Annotated in this window: 12 protein-coding genes and 1 pseudogene; 8 read left to right on the forward strand and 5 right to left on the reverse strand. The window is 64.8% G+C overall.

Going from position 1 to position 16,066, the window contains the following annotated elements; genetic code table 11:
* Window positions 1–71: 71 nt before the first annotated feature.
* Both FJ979_RS07980 and FJ979_RS07985 read left to right on the forward strand, forming a co-directional pair.
* Window positions 72–305, forward strand: a pseudogene (locus tag FJ979_RS07980) (hypothetical protein); the annotation flags it as partial.
* Between the two features lie 94 nt (window positions 306–399).
* Entirely contained in the window at window positions 400–2,139 is a 1,740-nt protein-coding gene (locus tag FJ979_RS07985; RefSeq protein ID WP_246679287.1) for a sulfatase-like hydrolase/transferase, read from the forward strand.
* A gap of 15 nt (window positions 2,140–2,154) precedes the next feature.
* Here FJ979_RS07985 and FJ979_RS07990 read toward each other — a convergent pair whose 3' ends face one another.
* The 5 genes from FJ979_RS07990 to FJ979_RS08010 form a co-directional block, all read right to left on the reverse strand.
* Window positions 2,155–3,738: an indolepyruvate oxidoreductase subunit beta family protein gene (locus FJ979_RS07990; RefSeq protein WP_140580465.1), complete on the reverse strand. Its 1,584-nt coding sequence runs from the start codon at window positions 3,736–3,738 to the stop codon at window positions 2,155–2,157.
* Window positions 3,731–5,884, reverse strand: coding sequence for an indolepyruvate ferredoxin oxidoreductase subunit alpha (locus FJ979_RS07995; protein WP_140523774.1), 2,154 nt, complete (start codon window positions 5,882–5,884; stop codon window positions 3,731–3,733). The genes FJ979_RS07990 and FJ979_RS07995 overlap by 8 nt, the downstream gene beginning before the upstream one ends.
* A gap of 45 nt (window positions 5,885–5,929) precedes the next feature.
* A complete protein-coding gene (locus FJ979_RS08000) occupies window positions 5,930–6,412 on the reverse strand; it encodes a MarR family transcriptional regulator (protein ID WP_140496955.1) in 483 nt (160 codons plus the stop codon).
* Window positions 6,412–7,983, reverse strand: a complete 1,572-nt coding sequence (locus FJ979_RS08005; protein ID WP_140580467.1) for an NAD(P)/FAD-dependent oxidoreductase — start codon at window positions 7,981–7,983, stop codon at window positions 6,412–6,414. The genes FJ979_RS08000 and FJ979_RS08005 overlap by 1 nt, the downstream gene beginning before the upstream one ends.
* A gap of 290 nt (window positions 7,984–8,273) precedes the next feature.
* Window positions 8,274–9,065 carry a cyclase family protein gene (locus FJ979_RS08010; RefSeq protein ID WP_140559697.1) on the reverse strand — a complete coding sequence of 264 codons (792 nt, stop codon included), beginning with the start codon at window positions 9,063–9,065 and terminating at the stop codon, window positions 8,274–8,276.
* A gap of 118 nt (window positions 9,066–9,183) precedes the next feature.
* On the opposite strand from FJ979_RS08010, the gene FJ979_RS08015 reads away from it, so the two are divergent.
* The 6 genes from FJ979_RS08015 (at window position 9,184) to FJ979_RS08040 (ending at window position 16,041) form a co-directional block, all read left to right on the forward strand.
* The gene (locus FJ979_RS08015) at window positions 9,184–10,758 is read left to right on the forward strand and encodes an NAD(P)/FAD-dependent oxidoreductase (RefSeq protein WP_140580468.1); all 1,575 of its coding nucleotides are present in this window, start codon (window positions 9,184–9,186) and stop codon (window positions 10,756–10,758) included.
* 112 nt (window positions 10,759–10,870) lie between these two features.
* Window positions 10,871–12,400, forward strand: a complete 1,530-nt coding sequence (locus tag FJ979_RS08020) for an ABC transporter substrate-binding protein (protein ID WP_140523766.1) — start codon at window positions 10,871–10,873, stop codon at window positions 12,398–12,400.
* Window positions 12,401–12,488: 88 nt separating this feature from the next.
* Window positions 12,489–13,496 (forward strand): ABC transporter permease, encoded by a 1,008-nt coding sequence (locus FJ979_RS08025; protein WP_140580470.1) that lies wholly within the window; start codon window positions 12,489–12,491, stop codon window positions 13,494–13,496.
* Entirely contained in the window at window positions 13,489–14,337 is an 849-nt protein-coding gene (locus FJ979_RS08030; protein ID WP_140523761.1) for an ABC transporter permease, read from the forward strand. Before FJ979_RS08025 ends, FJ979_RS08030 begins: the two co-directional genes overlap by 8 nt.
* Complete coding sequence (locus FJ979_RS08035; RefSeq protein WP_140496969.1) at window positions 14,334–15,212, forward strand: ABC transporter ATP-binding protein; 879 nt, start codon at window positions 14,334–14,336, stop codon at window positions 15,210–15,212. Before FJ979_RS08030 ends, FJ979_RS08035 begins: the two co-directional genes overlap by 4 nt.
* Window positions 15,205–16,041 carry an ATP-binding cassette domain-containing protein gene (locus tag FJ979_RS08040; protein ID WP_140559702.1) on the forward strand — a complete coding sequence of 279 codons (837 nt, stop codon included), beginning with the start codon at window positions 15,205–15,207 and terminating at the stop codon, window positions 16,039–16,041. The genes FJ979_RS08035 and FJ979_RS08040 overlap by 8 nt, the downstream gene beginning before the upstream one ends.
* The last annotated feature ends 25 nt before the right edge of the window (window positions 16,042–16,066 follow it).

Here is a 16,066-nt window from a genome sequence, read left to right on the forward strand (position 1 = left end):
CGCTGGGCCTGAACAAGGAGCTGACGTGGCTATCCCGGCCAAAGGCTCCATGCCGCCGGACGCCGCCCTGGTCGGTGGTGCTGCTCGCCGGCGGCGCGATCAAGGGCGGCCGCGTCATAGCCGACTGGCCGGGCCTGAAGCCGGCCCAGCTCTACGAGCAGCGCGACCTGGCGCCGACCAGCGATGTCAGGGCGGTGCTGAAAGGCCTGCTCGCCGACCAGTTCGGGCTTTCGGCGGCGGTGCTCGTCGACAAGGTGTTCCCGGAGTCCGCGACGGTGAAGCCGATGCGCGATCTGGTCGTCTGAATTCCCATCGCACATGGCGATTAAGGTTAAATTTACTATGGAATTGTTCGAAAGCTGCAAATGACACAAAGCTCCCCCAAAGGAACGCACAGACATGTTCGTGGGGAAAGCCATATCTCGACTTCAAGGGCCTTTGCGGGCCCTCTGCCATCCGCTGGCGTTGGTGCTGATCAGCCTCGCGGGCGTTTTTGGTGCCGGCCGGGCCGAGCATGAATGGCTGTCGGTGCCGTTCTCGCTGACATTGGTGGCGGCGCTCGCGGGAGCGGTGTTCCTGACATCGGGGCGCCTCGCCTTTTCCGTCTATCTCGCCTGGATGGCCGTTGCCCTGGTGACGCTGATCTCGGCGGTCAAGTTCCGGATGAAGGGGTTCTCGCTGCACTTCTACGACACGATCTTCGTGTCCTCGGATCCGGGAGTGTATCGCTTCCTGCTCGGCTCCTATCTCCACCTCATCCTGCCTGTCGCCGCGGCGTTGGTGGTTGGCATCGCCGCGGCGATGCTGATCTTTCGCGCCGACCGGAAGCTTGGCTGGCCCGCATCGGCGCGCGCCCTGCTTCTGGCCCTCCTCGTCACACTGGTGCCGCTGACCTTTCCAGCCGAGGCTTCGAAGGACCGGTACTTCTATTATATGCAGGGCCGGCACATGTCGGCCTTCTTCATCTCACTGATGGATCTGCGCAACCTGGTCGTCGAGCCGGCGTTCGAGCAGCGGCTGCAGGCCATCGCGCCACAGCCACCCTTCGCCGACACGGTCGACTGCGGCGACCGGGCAGCGCTTCCCGATATTTTCTTCGTGTTGAGCGAAAGCCAGTCCGATCCAAGCTATTTTCCGCAGATCGCCAGCGGCGCGGGATTCCTGCAGCGATTTGCACCTGCCGCTGGCGAGCCCCGCCCGATGCAGGTCGAGACGTTCGGCGGCGGCACCTGGATCAGCAATTTGTCCTTGATGACCGGGGTTTCGGCCAGCGATTTCGGCTGGCGAAGTCCCTATCTGACGATCACGCTACAGGACAAGGTCGCCGGCGCGTTGCCGGAGTTGCTGGCGCGCTGCGGCTATCGAACGGCCGCCATGACGCCGATGGACTTTACCTTCGTCAACGAGGGGCCTTTCTTGAAGTCGATCGGGTTCGAGAACGTCCTCGACATCAAGGATATCGCCGCGCCCTTCTACCATCTGCGCGACAGTTTCTATTACCACGCGGCGGAGGCATTCATCGCCAGACACCGCCGGGAAGACGGCCGGCCACTGTTCCTCGAAATCCAGACCATGTTTCCGCACTCGCCCTATGAGGGGCGGATGGAGCCGGGATTGAAGATGGAAGACGAGCCCTTCTCGGACGATTTCCAGATCGGCGAATATCTGCGCCGCATGGCGATCGCGCGCGGCGACCTTCAGGATTTTCTCAAGCAACGGGAAGCGGAGGCCGGCAGGCGCGGCGCCGTGGTGCTCGAATTCGGCGACCACCAGTCCTCGGCGACCAAACCGTTTGTCGATGCGACCGCAGGTAGTGACGCGCTGGCCAAGCTTGACTCGCTCGCCTATCGCACCTTCTACACCCTCACGACCTTCCATCATCCACTGCGTCATCCGATGCCCGATATGGCGTCGCTCGATATTGCCTTTCTCAGCGCAAGCCTGCTCGATGCCGCCGGCCTGCCGATGTCACCCGTCATGTCTGATCTGGTGCGGTTGCGTGACCATTGCGGCGGCAGGTTCCATGGCTGTGCTGACCGGGCCGAGGTGGATGCACATCTGCGCCGCCGCGCCGATTCAGGACTGCTGCATCTTTTCCCGCAAGCTGCGCCGCTTCATTCACAAGTCGAAACACAGTGACGGCGCGACGCGGCCTCAGTGTGTCGGCCCGGCCCCCAGCGTCGCCACCGTCTTGAGGGCGCCGTCGAGCATGTCGCCCTTCTCGTCCTTCAGTGCCGCCTCGCGCAGCCGCCTGATCCAGTCAGCGGCGTCGGCGCGCCCCTTGAGCAGGTCGAGCGCCGACAGCACGCGGTCGAACTTCGACTGGGCACGGACATGGGTGTCGCTGTAGCCCTTGATCAGCCGGCGGCAGTTCAGGATCTCGACGGCCAATGCATAGTCCTCACGCGCATGGCCCAGCCCCAGCGCGTACCAGCTCTCCAGATGTGCGGCTTCCACCTTGTGGCGCAGCAGGCGGCGGCGCCAGCGGCGCAGGCCGCCGATGAACCACAGAGCGGTGAAGCCGGCAAAACTATCGGTACGGATGCGTCGGCCGCGATTGATGCGACGGTCAAGGAAGGCGGCGAGCTTCGGCCGGTTCTCGATGTAGCTGCCCAGCCCCGCCGGCAGCGTGCCGCAGAACTCCTCGATGCGCGGATGGAAATACTCGGTCACCTGCAGGACCGAGCCATCCCTGACGCCGACCTCCTTGCGCACGCGCCTGTCGCGGGTCGAGCGCGTCTTCAGGTCGGCGACGCGGATCATGTCGTCGTAGCATAGGGCGTTCGCCAAATGCTTGGCGGCGGCGATCGAGAGGGCATAGGCTCGATCAGGCCCGTCCAGCACGACGGCTTTGTCCAGGCGGTCGAGATATTCGCGTCCGTAGGCAATGTCCTGATAGTCCACGACCTTTCGCAGACCGCGCAGCGCCATGTCGCGCACCGCCACGGGCATCACGTCGATGCGGGCGGCCAGGGCCTGCCAGCCTCGCAGGAGGTCTTGCGGGCCACTCACCTGTCCAGCGGCCAGGGCGGAGCCGACGACAGCCGCTTCTGCCGGCTTTGGCGCAGCCGATGATGCCGTGCCGCGCGCGCGATCATAGGCGGCGGCGAAGGCGGCGAGGCTGGCCTTGACGCCGCGGCCACCGGCGCCGATCGCCTCCTGGTAGCTTTCGCGCGTGAACGGCAGAGCGCCGGAGCCGGCCAGCGCGCCAAGCAGGCTGGCCGAGATCATCGAGCCGCTGTCGGCGGCGATCTTTTCCATATCGAAAGCGATGAAGCGCTTCGATGCGGCTTCAGCCGTCGCGTACACCTTCGACGACGACGCCCTGCCGTCGCCGGGCTCGATCTTTTCCGACACGGCGGCGATGCGGTGCGAAGAGGTGATCAACGTCGTGCGGTCGGGAGTGACAAAGCCGCGGATGATGGCGCGGCCGGCTTCCATCAGCTCGGCGGCAATCAATATGTCGACGTCGCCTTGCGAGGGCGACAGCGCGAAGACCGGCAGGCGGCCGGTGTCACGGGCCATCTCGACATAGTAGATGGTGGCGCCGGTGCGCTGGGCGACGCCGGCCACCGAGGTCGATTGCGCGACGTAACCGTTGCGCTCCGCGACGTCGGTGATCCAGTCGGCAAGCACGCCGCCGCCCTGGCCGCCGACGGCGAGCACCGCAAGCTTGATAACGCGTTCGTCGTCGGCGGCGCCTGTCTTCGGGCGCAGTGAGGCGTTGTGATCAAGCATCGGCGAACACCAGACGGCGGCCTTCGCGGCGACGCTGCAAAAGCCCGATGACCGCGCGCCGGGCGCTCTCGAGGAAGCGGTCCCAGCGGCTCGGATTGTGCACGACATCGGCGCGATAGAAGGACGGGCACAGCACCGCCGCATCGGCGACTTCGCCGCAATTGCCGCAGCCGACGCAGTTCTGATCGATGCTCGCGACAGGATCGTCGCGCAGCGGATCGTCGAGCGACTTCACCGACAGCGACGGACAGCCGGACAGCCGCATGCAGGCATGGTCGCCGGTGCAGATATCCTCGTCGACACCGAACTTCGGCTTGACGACGCGCGTCCCACCCTTGATCGCCTTGTCAACCAGGGGCTTTTCGCGGCGCTGGCGGTTGAGCATGCATTCCGACGAGGCGACGATGACTTTCGGGCCTTTCTCGTCCGTGGTCAGCGCCTCGCGCAGCGTGTCCTGCATCTTGCCGACGTCATAGGTGCGGTCGACATGGCGCAGCCACTTGACGCCCATGCCTTTCACGGCCTCGGTGATGGGATGCTTGGTCGACTTGGTCTTGTTGCCGGCGCGGGACGACAGGATATCCTGTCCTCCCGTGGCGGCCGAGTAGAAATTGTCGACGATGACGATGACGCCGTCGTTCTTGTTGAACACCGCATTGCCGATCGAGGAGGTCAGGCCATTGTGCCAGAAGCCGCCATCGCCGACGAAGGAGATCGAGCGGCGCTTGGCGTCGGGCGAATTGAAGGCCGAGGCCGAGGCCGGGCCGAGCCCGTAGCCCATTGTGGTGGCGCCGAGTTCGAAGGGCGGCATGATCGAGAACAGGTGGCAGCCGATGTCGGACGCGATGTGGTGCTTGCCGAGTTCCTGTTCGACCAGTTTTGTCGCGGCAAAGATCGGCCGCTCCGGGCAGCCGATGCAGAAACCGGGCGGTCGACCTGGAACGACATTGATCAGGTCCGCCGTGTCGACGCCGTCGCCGACCTTGTTGGGAGCCCGCACTTCGCCGGGCAGAAGATGCGGCGCCTCGGTGCGCAGGAAGGCGCCGATGCCGTCGAGCATGACCTGGCCGGTATATTCGCCAGCCATAGGCAGGTGCTCCTTGCCGACCAGGCGGGTGCCACGCCCGGCCTTGTGCAGCATGGCGGCAAAGGCCTGTTCGATGTAGTTGGGCTGGCCTTCCTCGACGACCAGCACCGCCTGCTTGCCTTCGCAGAAAGACAGGAATTCGTCGTCGATCAACGGATACACGGCATTGAGCACGTAGAGCGGCACGTCGGTCTCGCCATAGGTGTCGGCAAGGCCGAGCCGCTGCAAAGCGCGGATGACGGAATTGTACATGCCGCCCTGCATGACGATGCCGACGGAGCCGTGATCGGAACCGAAGATCTCGTTGATCTTGCGGCTCTTGATGAAATCCACCGCCGCCGGCCAGCGCTTCGCGACCTTCTCCTTCTCGTGCAGGAAGGAAGCGGGCGGCAGCACGATGCGGCCGGTGTCGCGGCGGGGCGCCTCCAGCGCATCGGCCACCGTCATCGGCGGCCGCTTGTTGTCTTTGGCGGTGAAATGACCGTGGACATGGCAGCAGCGGATGCGCACCTGCAGCATGACAGGCGTGTTGGAGGCCTCGGACAACTCGAAGCCGTCTTCCACGGCCTTGACGATCGAGGGCAGGTTCGGGCGCGGGTCGAGCAGCCAGACCTGGCTCTTCATGGCGAAGGCATGGCTGCGCTCCTGCATGATCGAGGAGCCCTCGCCATAGTCCTCGCCGACGATGATCAACGCACCGCCGGTGACGCCGCCGGAGGCGAGGTTGGCGAGCGCGTCGGAGGCGACGTTGGTGCCGACCGTCGACTTGAAGGTCGCCGCGCCGCGGATCGGATAATGCACCGAGGCCGCCAGCATGGCGGTGGCGGTGGCTTCCGAGGCGCTCGCCTCGAAATGCACGCCGAGTTCGCCCAGAATGTCCTGTGCATCGGCCAGCACGTCCATGAGATGGCTGATCGGCGCACCCTGGTAGCCGCCGACATAGCCGACGCCGCATTGCAGCAGCGCCTTGGTGATGGCGAGGATGCCTTCGCCGGCAAATTCCTCGCCCGCGCCGAGCCTCAGCTTTTCGACTTCCTTGGCAAAAGACCGTTCGGCCATTTTTGGCCTCCTTCCGTTGCCGCCCGGCAGCGGCGGCGCGTACGTCTAGATGTCGTGCTTGCGAATGTTCTTCAGCATTTTCTGCAATGTCGCGATCAGCGCGGCGTATTCGGCGTCGTCGACATCGTCGAACATAGCCTCGAAAGCGTCATGCATGGCCGGCCAGGCGCGGGTGAACTCGGTGCGGCCTTCGTCGGTCAGGAACACATGGCGGATGCGACTGTCGCTAACCCCCTGCTCGCGCCGCACAAGCCCCTGCCCCTCAAGCGTGTCGAGCGTGCGGCTCAAGGTGGACTGCTCGATCACCGTGTAGACCGAGAGGTCGTTGACGGTGACGCCGTCGGTGACCGACAGCACCGCGAGCGCCCGCACCTGCGAAATGGTCAGGCCCTGCTTGCGGAAATCGTCGCGCAAGGTGGCGTTGTAGCGGCCCATGATGCGGTTCATCAGATAGGGCGCGAATTGCTGCAGGCCGATCTGACCCAAGGTCGATATGCGCTGGCGCTTTTCCGCGATTTTCTGCTCCATCATAGTCTCCCCGCCAGGAGAAAGCCGGAGCCGCCGCCGAGGCCCGCGCCCGGATGGGTCGAGGCGCCGATATGGTAGAGGTTCTTGATGCCGGTCTGGTGATTGCGGCTGGTCTTGAACGGCCGCCACAGGAAGGACTGGTCGACGGTCGAGGACCCGCCATAGGGGTCGCCGCCGACCAGATTGATGTTCATCGCTTCGAGATCGGCAGGCGAATAGGCGCGGCGCGCGATGACGCTGTCCTTGAAGCCATCGATATGACTGGCAAGGATCGCTTCGGCGCGATCGGCATAGGCCTCGCGCAGCGCGTCGGTCCATTGCCCGTCCGCCGGCGCCTGCAGCTTGCCGGCGGCATCACCCTTGATGTGACGGGGAGCCTCGGGCAGTTGCAGCCACAGGATCGCCTTGCCTTGCGGGCAACGCGAGGGATCGAGCGCGTGCGGCTGGCCGACGCAGATGGTCGGCACTTCGGGCAGCATGCCCCGCACCGCCTCGTTGCAGGCCTTCGATACCCCGTCCAACCCAGGCGTCAGATGCAGCAGCGCCACCTCGTCCAACCCCTGGCCTCGCCATGAAGGCGGCTTGTCGAGGGCATAGTGGATCTGGAAATTGCTTTTGCCGTAGCGGTATTTTTGCGTCGCCTCGATGTCATTCCTGGGGCTGTCGCTGCCGAGCAGCCGACCGTAAAGCTGCGTCGGCGTGACCGAGCAGATGACGCTCTTCTTCGCATTGACGGTCTCGCCCGAGGCCAATCGCACTCCGGTGGCGCGACCTTCGGTCAGGATGATCGAGGCAACGTCGGCCTCGGTGGAGATGACCCCGCCGCGCTCTTTGACAAGCGCCTCGAACGCCGACAGCAGGTTCTTCGCCCCGCCCTTGACGATCGGCGCGCCCGCAGCCTCCAGCGCGAACGCGATGACCTTGGCGATCTGGCCGGAGAAAGCATCTTCCGGCCCAAGTCCGGCATGCAGCACCCACGGTGCCCACAGCGCGCGTATGGTTTCGGACCGATAGGTGCTTTCCAGCCATCCGCGCGCCGGCACCAGCGCATCGCCGAGAAAGGCGGCCAGCCCGCGCGGGCTCCGCCGCCAGGCATCACCGGCGAGCAGCTTCATTGTCGGATAAGACCAAAGGCTGCCGCCGAGCAGGCCGAACAGCAGCCCGGCATTGCGCTCGATGCCGCCGACATCCTCGGCGTGCCGGTCGCCGTTGCCTGCGGCGATCGCATTGAAGGCGGCGATGTTGGCGGCGCGGTCGGTGCTGAGCACGGCATGGCTGCCGTCGGGCCGCAGCACCCCCGTCGGGGTGGCCGCGTGACAGAACTCCAGGCCATGCCGGGCCAAGTCCTTGCCCAGCGCCGCGTAAGCCGGCGAGGTAATGAACAGCACGAATGTCGTCGCCATCACATCATGGATGAAACCGGGCGCGGTGATTTCCTCGGTGCGCATGCAGCCGCCAATGCGGTCGTTGCGCTCCAGCACGAGTACCTTTGCGCCCTTGCCGCCCAGCATCGCCGCGCAGACCAGCGCGTTGATGCCGCTGCCGACGATGATGTGGTCGGGGGCGTTCATTGGCGGTTCCCCGTGGGCAGCGGATAGGCTTGGGAGGTCAGTCCTCTACGGCGCCCCCCTCTGTCCTGCCGGACATCTCCCCCTTTTGGGGGGAGATTGGCTGTCATCACCGCTTTCGCCAATCTCCAACGTTGCAGGAATGAGAGGGGCGCCGAAGCTGCCAATCTCCCCCCTTGAGGGGGAGATGTCCGGCAGGACAGAGGGGGGCGCCGTAGGGCGCGAGTGCCGCCAACCTGCCTCCCTATCGCATCGCCCGCGCGCATGATCTTCTCCCGAAGATCCACTTCGCCCTATTTGCCCGGCACCAGCGCCAGGGCGCGGATCGGGCTGCCGGTGCCGTGCTCGATCTTGAGCGGCGCGGCGATCAGGATGGCGCCCTTCGGCGGCAACTGGTCGAGGTTGCACAGGCTGGCCAGGCCGTAGCGGTTGGCCTTGTGCATCAGCGTGTGAGCCGGGAATGGCGGCTCCATGCCGCCGGCCTTGCCGGCATCGGTGCCGATCGTCTCCGAGCCCCAGCCCTTGATGTCCTTGCTGATCAGGAACTGGATTGCTTCCGCCGTCGGGCCAGGCGTGTGTGGGCCGGTCTCGTTGGCGTTGAGGAATTCGGCTTCCGAGCCGTTGCGCTTGTACCAGTCGGTGCGCATCACCACCCATTCGCCTGATTTGATGGCGCCATGCTTGGCTTCCCACGCCTTGATGTGATCGACGGTGAGCAGGAAATCATGGTCTGCGGCGGCTTCCTTGGAGCAGTCGATGACATTGACCGGACCAATAAAGTTCTGCGCCGGAATGGTGTCGGTGGCGCCATCCGGATAATCCTTGCCGCTGATCCAGTGCTGCGGCGCGTCGAAATGCGTGCCCGAGTGTTCGCCGAGCTTCAGCCAGTTCCAGGCCCACCAGGGACCATTCTTGTCGTAACGGGAGATGTTATGGATCTCGACCTTCGGCGTGTCGACGGCAAGTTCCGGCGGCAGCTTGATCAGCGGCGTGTCAGGACCGAGCGGCGCCGACAGGTCGACCACCTTGATGGCGCCTGAAAGAAGCTGGCCGGCGACTTCGCCGAGGAGTTGTTGCGTATCCATGGTCTCTGTTCCCTCTTGTCTGATGTGCTGAAGGCTCGTCTCGGCCCTTAATATCCTACTAGACGAAAACATATGCATCTGCAATTATCTTTAAGCATAAAGGAAATGGGTGCGGGGCGTGAGCGAGTTCGACGCCATCTTTGTCGGGGCGGGCCACAACAGTCTGGCTTGCGCCGCGCATCTGGCGCTCAAAGGCTGGAAAACCGGGGTTTTTGAGCGCAGTGCAAATATCGGCGGCGCCGTCCAGACCCGCGAATTCACGCTGCCGGGTTTCCGACACGATTTCGGCGCGATGAATCTGAGCCTGTTCGCCGGCTCGGCCTTCCACCAGAAATATGCAAATGAATTGAAAGCCCACGGGCTGGAATTCGCGCCGGTTTCCGACTGTTTCGCCAGCGCCTTCCCGGACGGACGCTGGTTCGGCGTCAGCAACGATCTGGAAAAGACGGCCGCGCGCATGGCTGCCTTCTCCGCCGCCGATGCCGCCACGTGGCGCAAGCTGGTCGCCGCCTTCTCGGCGGAAGCAGAGCATCTGTTTCGCCTCTTGGGATCACCGATGAGCGCCCGCGCCCTTGCCGGCACGGTGTGGAACCTTTGGCGCAAGAAGGGCCTTACCGGCGCGCTCGATACCGGGCGCCTGCTGCTTTCCTCGCCCCGCGCGTGGCTGGAGGAGACTTTCGAGTCGCCCCATGTGCGGGCGACGCTCGCCACCTGGGGCATGCATCTCGACTTTGCGCCCGACATCGCAGGCGGTGCCGTGTTCCCTTATCTGGAATCCATGGCCAACCAGAGTTTCGGCATGGTGCTGGGCAAGGGCGGCGCCCACACCATCATTCGTGCCTTATCGGGGATGGTCACGGGCGCCGGCGGCAAGATCTTCACCAACGCCGAGGTGGCCGAAATCACGGTTTCGGCCGGCAAGGCGACGGGTGTGCGGCTCAAGTCCGGTGAGACGCACACGGCCACCAGGGCGGTCATTGCCGGCGTTGCACCCAAGGCGTTGGCCGGCACGCTTTTGCCCAACGGTTCCGGCGACGCCGGCTTCGACACGGCGATGCAAAAATTCCGCCACGCGCCGGGCACCATGATGATCCATCTGGCGCTGGACGATCTGCCGGACTGGCGCGCCGGCGCCGAGTTGCGGCAGTTCGCCTATGTGCATCTGTCACCGTCGCTCGACGCCATGTCGCGCACCTATCAGCAGGCGATGGCGGGCGTGCTGCCGGACGAGCCGGTGCTGGTCCTCGGCCAACCAACCGCGGTCGATCCGTCGCGCGCGCCTCAAGGCAAGCATGTGCTGTGGGTGCAGGTGCGCATGCTGCCGGCAGAAATCCTTGGCGACGCCGCCGGCAAGATCACGCCCGCGCATTGGGATCAGGTCAAGGATCGCTATGCCGAGCGCGTGCTCGACATCGTCGAAACCTACGCGCCCGGCCTGCGAGCCAAGATCCTTGGCCAGGCCGTGTTCTCGCCCATCGACCTCGAGCGCGAGAACCCGAACCTCGTCGGCGGCGACCAGGTTTGTGGTAGCCACCACCTGGCACAGAATTTCCTGTTTCGCCCGGCACGCGGCTACGCCGGTTGGAACACGCCTGTGGCCAATCTGCATCTCACCGGTGCCGCCACATGGCCGGGCGCCGGCACGGGTGCCGCCTCGGGCTTCATGCTGGCGCAACAGCTTGGCGGGAGGTAGCAGCCGAAACGCATTGGGGTGGAGCAAGGCAAGGTACGGTTGCCCAGGGAACCCACTGATCAAACAACGAAGCCGTGCACGGAAAACAGAAAAACCAACAAGGGGAACGACCATGACAATCAACAGACGCGAATTGCTCGGATACGGTGCCGCCGCACTCGGGGCGACGGCCATCGGCCTGCCGAGGATCGCCGGGGCGGCGGCCGGCGAACTGACCATCGCCTACAATGTCAACCTGCCGTCCTGGGATCCGACCACCGGACCTTCGGCGGTCAACCCGACCATCCAGGGCCTCTACCAGTCGGTGTTCGATCAGTTCATCCCGCAGAAGCCGGACCTGTCCTTCGCGCCGGGGCTGCTCACCGAGTGGGGCTGGAATGACGACCGCACCAAGATCATGATGACGGTGCGCGAGGGCGTAACCTGGCATGACGGCTCGCCGTTCACGCCCGAGGACGTGGTCTGGTCGTTGCAGCGGGCCGGCGATGAAAAGACCGGCAACCCGATCCAGTTCGTGTGGAAGAACGTCAACAACTTCAAGATCGAGGGCAACAAGATCACGGGCGATGTCGTGCAGTTCGACCCGGTCTACTTCAAGTGGATGTCGTTCCTCACGGGCTACATCATGCCGAAGGCCTATTACGAGAAGGTGGGCGCCGAAGGTTTCGAAAAGGCTCCGATCGGCACCGGCCCGTACATGGTCGAGAAGTTCGAACGCAACGCCTTCCTGCGGCTGAAGGCCAATCCGAAGTACTGGGGCGGCAAGCCGGCATTCGAGAACGTGACGATCAAATTCGTCACAGACGCGGCGAGCCGTGTCGCCGAAATCGAGTCCGGCTCCTCGCAGGTGACGCTCGAGATTCCCTATGAGGAGTATGACCGCCTGATCGCCAAGGACGGCCTTGCCGGCTCGATCAAGAATGTTTCCGACATCGGCATGATCTTCTTCAACGACGTCGAGGCGATGCTGGACAAGAACGTGCGCCAGGCAGCCGTCATGGCGGTCGACAAGGAGCTTCTGGTCAAGCGGCTGCTGCGCGGCTACGGCCAGCCGCTCGCCACGCTGGAAACGCCGGAATACGCGGCCTACGACGCGTCGATCAAGGTCGAGCACAATCCGGAAAAGGCCAAGCAATTGCTGGCCGCTTCCGGCTATTCGCCGGAAAAGCCGGTCAAGTTCACCATCCAGACGACCAAGGGCTTCAAGCCCAAGGACTACGAGATGATCCAGGCGATCGTCGGCATGTGGCGCAAGGTCGGCATCGAGGCCACCATTGAAGTCTACGAGATCGCCAAGCATTACGAATTGCGCGCCGCCGACAAGCTGGCGCCGGCGGCCTTCTACAACTGGGGCAACGCCATCGGCGACCCGACCACCTCGACCGGCTTTGCCATGTATGGTCCGAGCCCGCACTCGGTGTGGGACAGCCAGGATCTGATCGACATGATCAACCCGCTGTGGGGTGAGAAGGACGAGGCCAAGCGCATCGCCGGCTGGAAGGCGGTGGACAAATACATCGCCGAGCAAGCCTATGTGCTGCCGCTGATGCAGTATGCGCAGCCGATCGTGCATGCCAAGGGCGTCAACGTCGTGCAGCATGTGTCCGGCGCGCTGTTGCCGGCCCTGATGACCCCGGCCTGATATCGGCCGGGCTTGCCGCGCGCCGTCCATAGCGACGGCGCGCATCTTCTTTCGGCATACGAGCCTCCGGGCTCCAGCAAAGATTTACATGCTCCTGCAACGATTCCTGATCCGTCTTTTGACGATGCTGATCACGCTGTTCGGCGTGGCCGTCGTCGTCTTCGTCGTGATCCGCATCGCTCCCGGCGATCCGATCGCCATGATGCTGCCGCCCGGCGCGACCGATGTCGACATCGCCCGGCTGCGGGCGCTCTACGGCCTCGACAAGACGATTGTCGAGCAGTTCTTCATCTGGCTGTCCGGCGTCGTCAAAGGCGATTTCGGCACCTCGATCTCGCTGCGGCAAGACGTGCTCGGGCTTGTCTTCAACCGGCTGCCGGCAACGCTGGAACTCGCCATCGTCGCGCTTATCATGGCGGTGGCGATCGGGGGGACGATGGCCATCCTCGGCGGCCGCGAACGAGGCACGGCGGTGGAAGCCGGCATCGACATCGCCAGCGGGGCGGCACTTTCCATTCCCGACTTCCTCTGGGGCCTGGTGCTGATCCTGCTGTTCGGGGTGCTGGTGCCGATCTTCGACATTTCCGGCCGGGTCTCGCCGCAACTCGACCTGCCCTTCGTCAGCCAGTTCTATCTGTTCGAAAGCTTGCTTCGGCTCCGCCTCGATCTCACATGGGATCTCCTGAAGCACATGCTTATGCCGGCAGTGGCGTTGGCATTGCCGCTGGCGGCGATCATCTCGCAGCTACTGAAACAATCGCTGAAGGAAGTGCTCGACCTCGACTATGTCGTGCTGGCGCGGGTGAAGGGTTTTTCGGAAACGCAGGTCATCCTGCGCGAGGCGCTGAAGAATGCCGCCCTGCCCACGCTGACGCTGGTCGGCGTGCAGTTCACCTTCCTGATCGGGGGCACGGTCATCGTCGAGCGGCTGTTTTCCTATGAGGGTCTCGGCAACATGGCGATCGACGCGGTCATCAACCGCGACCTGCCGCTGATCCAGGGCATCGTGCTGGTCTTCGCGCTGTTGTTCGTGCTGATTAATCTCGCCGTGGACATGATGTATGCGCTGCTCAATCCGAGGCTGCGCCATGGATGAGAGGCGCATCTCGAGACACGGCTCAAGCGCCAGGCTTTGGCTGGCCGGCGGCTGGCTGCTGCTGGTGCTGCTGGCGGCGATCCTGGCGCCGCTGGTCGCGCCGCGGGACCCGCTCGCGCAGGATCTTATGCTCGAACGTTTGCCGCCGTTCTGGCTCGATGGCGCGGAGCCCGGCTATTGGCTGGGCACCGACAGCCTCGGCCGGGATCTCTTGTCACGCCTGATCTTCGGCGGGCGCATCGCCTTCATCGTTGCGTTCGCCGCCGCCAGCGCCGCCTGCCTTGTCGGCTCGACCCTGGGCTTGATCGCTGGCTATTTCGGCGGCTGGGCCGACCGCATCATCTCGCGCATCGTCGATGTCTGGATGGCATTCCCGCCGGTGCTGTTCGCCATCCTTTTGGTTGCCGTGCTCGGCACGGGTTTGAGCTCTGTCATCCTGGCGATCGCGATCATCGACTGGACGCGTTTCTGCCGGGTCATCCGCGCCGAGGCGATGGGCCAGTCGCGCATGGACTATGTCGAGAACGCCCGCATCGCCGGCTATGGCCGCATCGGCATCATGCTGCGCGAAGTGCTGCCCAATGTGGTGCCATCGATCGTGGCGCTGCTGTCGCTGGAAATGGGCATCGCCGTCATCGTCGAGGCGATCCTGTCCTTCGTCAACCTGTCGATCTCGACCGACGACCCGACCTGGGGCGGCATCATCGCCGAGGGCCGGCTGTCGATCCACCAGGCCTGGTGGGTGCTGGTATTCCCGCTGATCACGCTGATCCTGACCGTGCTGTCGTTCAGCCAGTTCGGCGAGGCGCTGAAGACACGTTTCGATCCGGTGCTGCGATGAGCGCCTGTCTTGATATCAAGGAGTTGAGCGCCGTGCTGCCGAACGGCCAGCGCGTGCTGCGCTCGGTGTCGCTTGCCGTGCAGCCCGGCGAAGTGCGAGCACTGGTCGGTGAAAGCGGCGCCGGCAAGACGATGATCGGCAAGGCGGTACTTGGCGTCTTGCCGTCGAGCGTGCGCATCGTCGAGGGCGATATGCGGCTCGAGGGCGAAGACCTCGGCAAGCTCAACCCGAAGGCACGGCGCACGCTGATCGGCGCGCGCACCGCACTGATCCCGCAGGATCCGCTGACCGCGCTCAACCCGTCGCGCCGCATCGGCCCGCAAACGACCGACCGGCTGGTGCGCATCCTCGGCTGGAGCGGCGAGAGGGCCGAAACCCGCATCCGGCAATTGCTGGACGAGGTGCAGATCCGTGACCCCGACCGGGTACTGAAAAGCTACCCGCACGAGCTTTCCGGCGGCATGCGCCAGCGCGTGCTGATCGCCGCAGCCTTCGCCGCCGAGCCCCGGCTGATCGTCGCCGACGAGCCGACCACGGCGCTCGACGTCACCGTGCAGAAGCAGATCCTGCGGCTCATCGCTGCGTTGCAGCGCGAGCACGGCACGGCGATCCTGTTCGTCACCCACGACCTCGGCGTCGTCGCCAAGATCAGCCAGAAGGTCTCGGTGCTCTACGCCGGCAAGGTCGTGGAAGAGGCCGAAACAGCTGCCCTCTTCGCGGCACCGCAGCACCCCTACACACGGGCACTGATGGCGGCAACGCCGCGCTACACCGATCCCCTCGCCTCGCTAAAGCCGGTCGACGAGGCAGTGCTGGCCGGGCTTGCCACGGAGATTGCGGCCGCGGACCAGGCGTGGAGGCGACCGCATGGCTGAGCCGCTGTTTTCCGTGCGCGGTCTGAAAGTCGCGCTGCCCGACATGACCCGCAAGCCGCTGATCGGCCGCGCGCCGCTGGCGGAAATCCTAAAAGGCCTGGACTTCGACCTGCCCAAGGGATCGGTGACCGGCATCGTCGGCGAGTCCGGATCCGGCAAGTCGACGCTCGGCCGTGCCCTGGTACGACTGCTGGAGCCCAGCGCCGGCAGCATCAGCTTCGACGGCATAGACATCACACATCTGCCGGAGGCGGAGTTGCGGCCGCTGCGCCGCGATCTGCAGATGATCTTCCAGGATCCTATGTCGTCGCTCAACCCGCGCCGCACCATTGCCAGCATCATTGCCGCGCCGCTGAAGCAGAACGGGCTTGGCGACAATCTCAGGGACCGCGTGGCCGAGGCCTTGCAGCGCGTCGGCCTGCCGCAGAGCTTCGCCGGCCGCTACCGCCACGAACTGTCGGGCGGCCAGCGCCAGCGCGTCGGCATAGCGCGCGCGCTGGCGCTGGCGCCGAAATTCGTGCTGGCCGACGAGATCGTCTCCGGCCTCGACGTCTCGACGCAGGCGCAGATCCTCACCCTTCTGGAGAAACTGGCGGAGGAGATGGGGCTGACGGTCGCCTTCATCAGCCACGATCTGTCGGTCATCCGGCGGCTGTGCCGGCAGGTCATCGTCATGCGCGAAGGCAGGATCGTCGAAGCGAGCGCGACGGACGCTCTCTTCGAAAATCCCCGACAGACCTACACGCGCGACCTGATCGCGGCCATCCCACTGCCCGAAATCGACGACGGCTGGCTGGATATTCCTTCCGCTGCCAAGGCTCCGACATGAATGCATACGCACGCCGAAAAGCGGG

This window comes from Mesorhizobium sp. B1-1-6 (assembly GCF_006443035.1).
Lineage (GTDB): Bacteria > Pseudomonadota > Alphaproteobacteria > Rhizobiales > Rhizobiaceae > Mesorhizobium.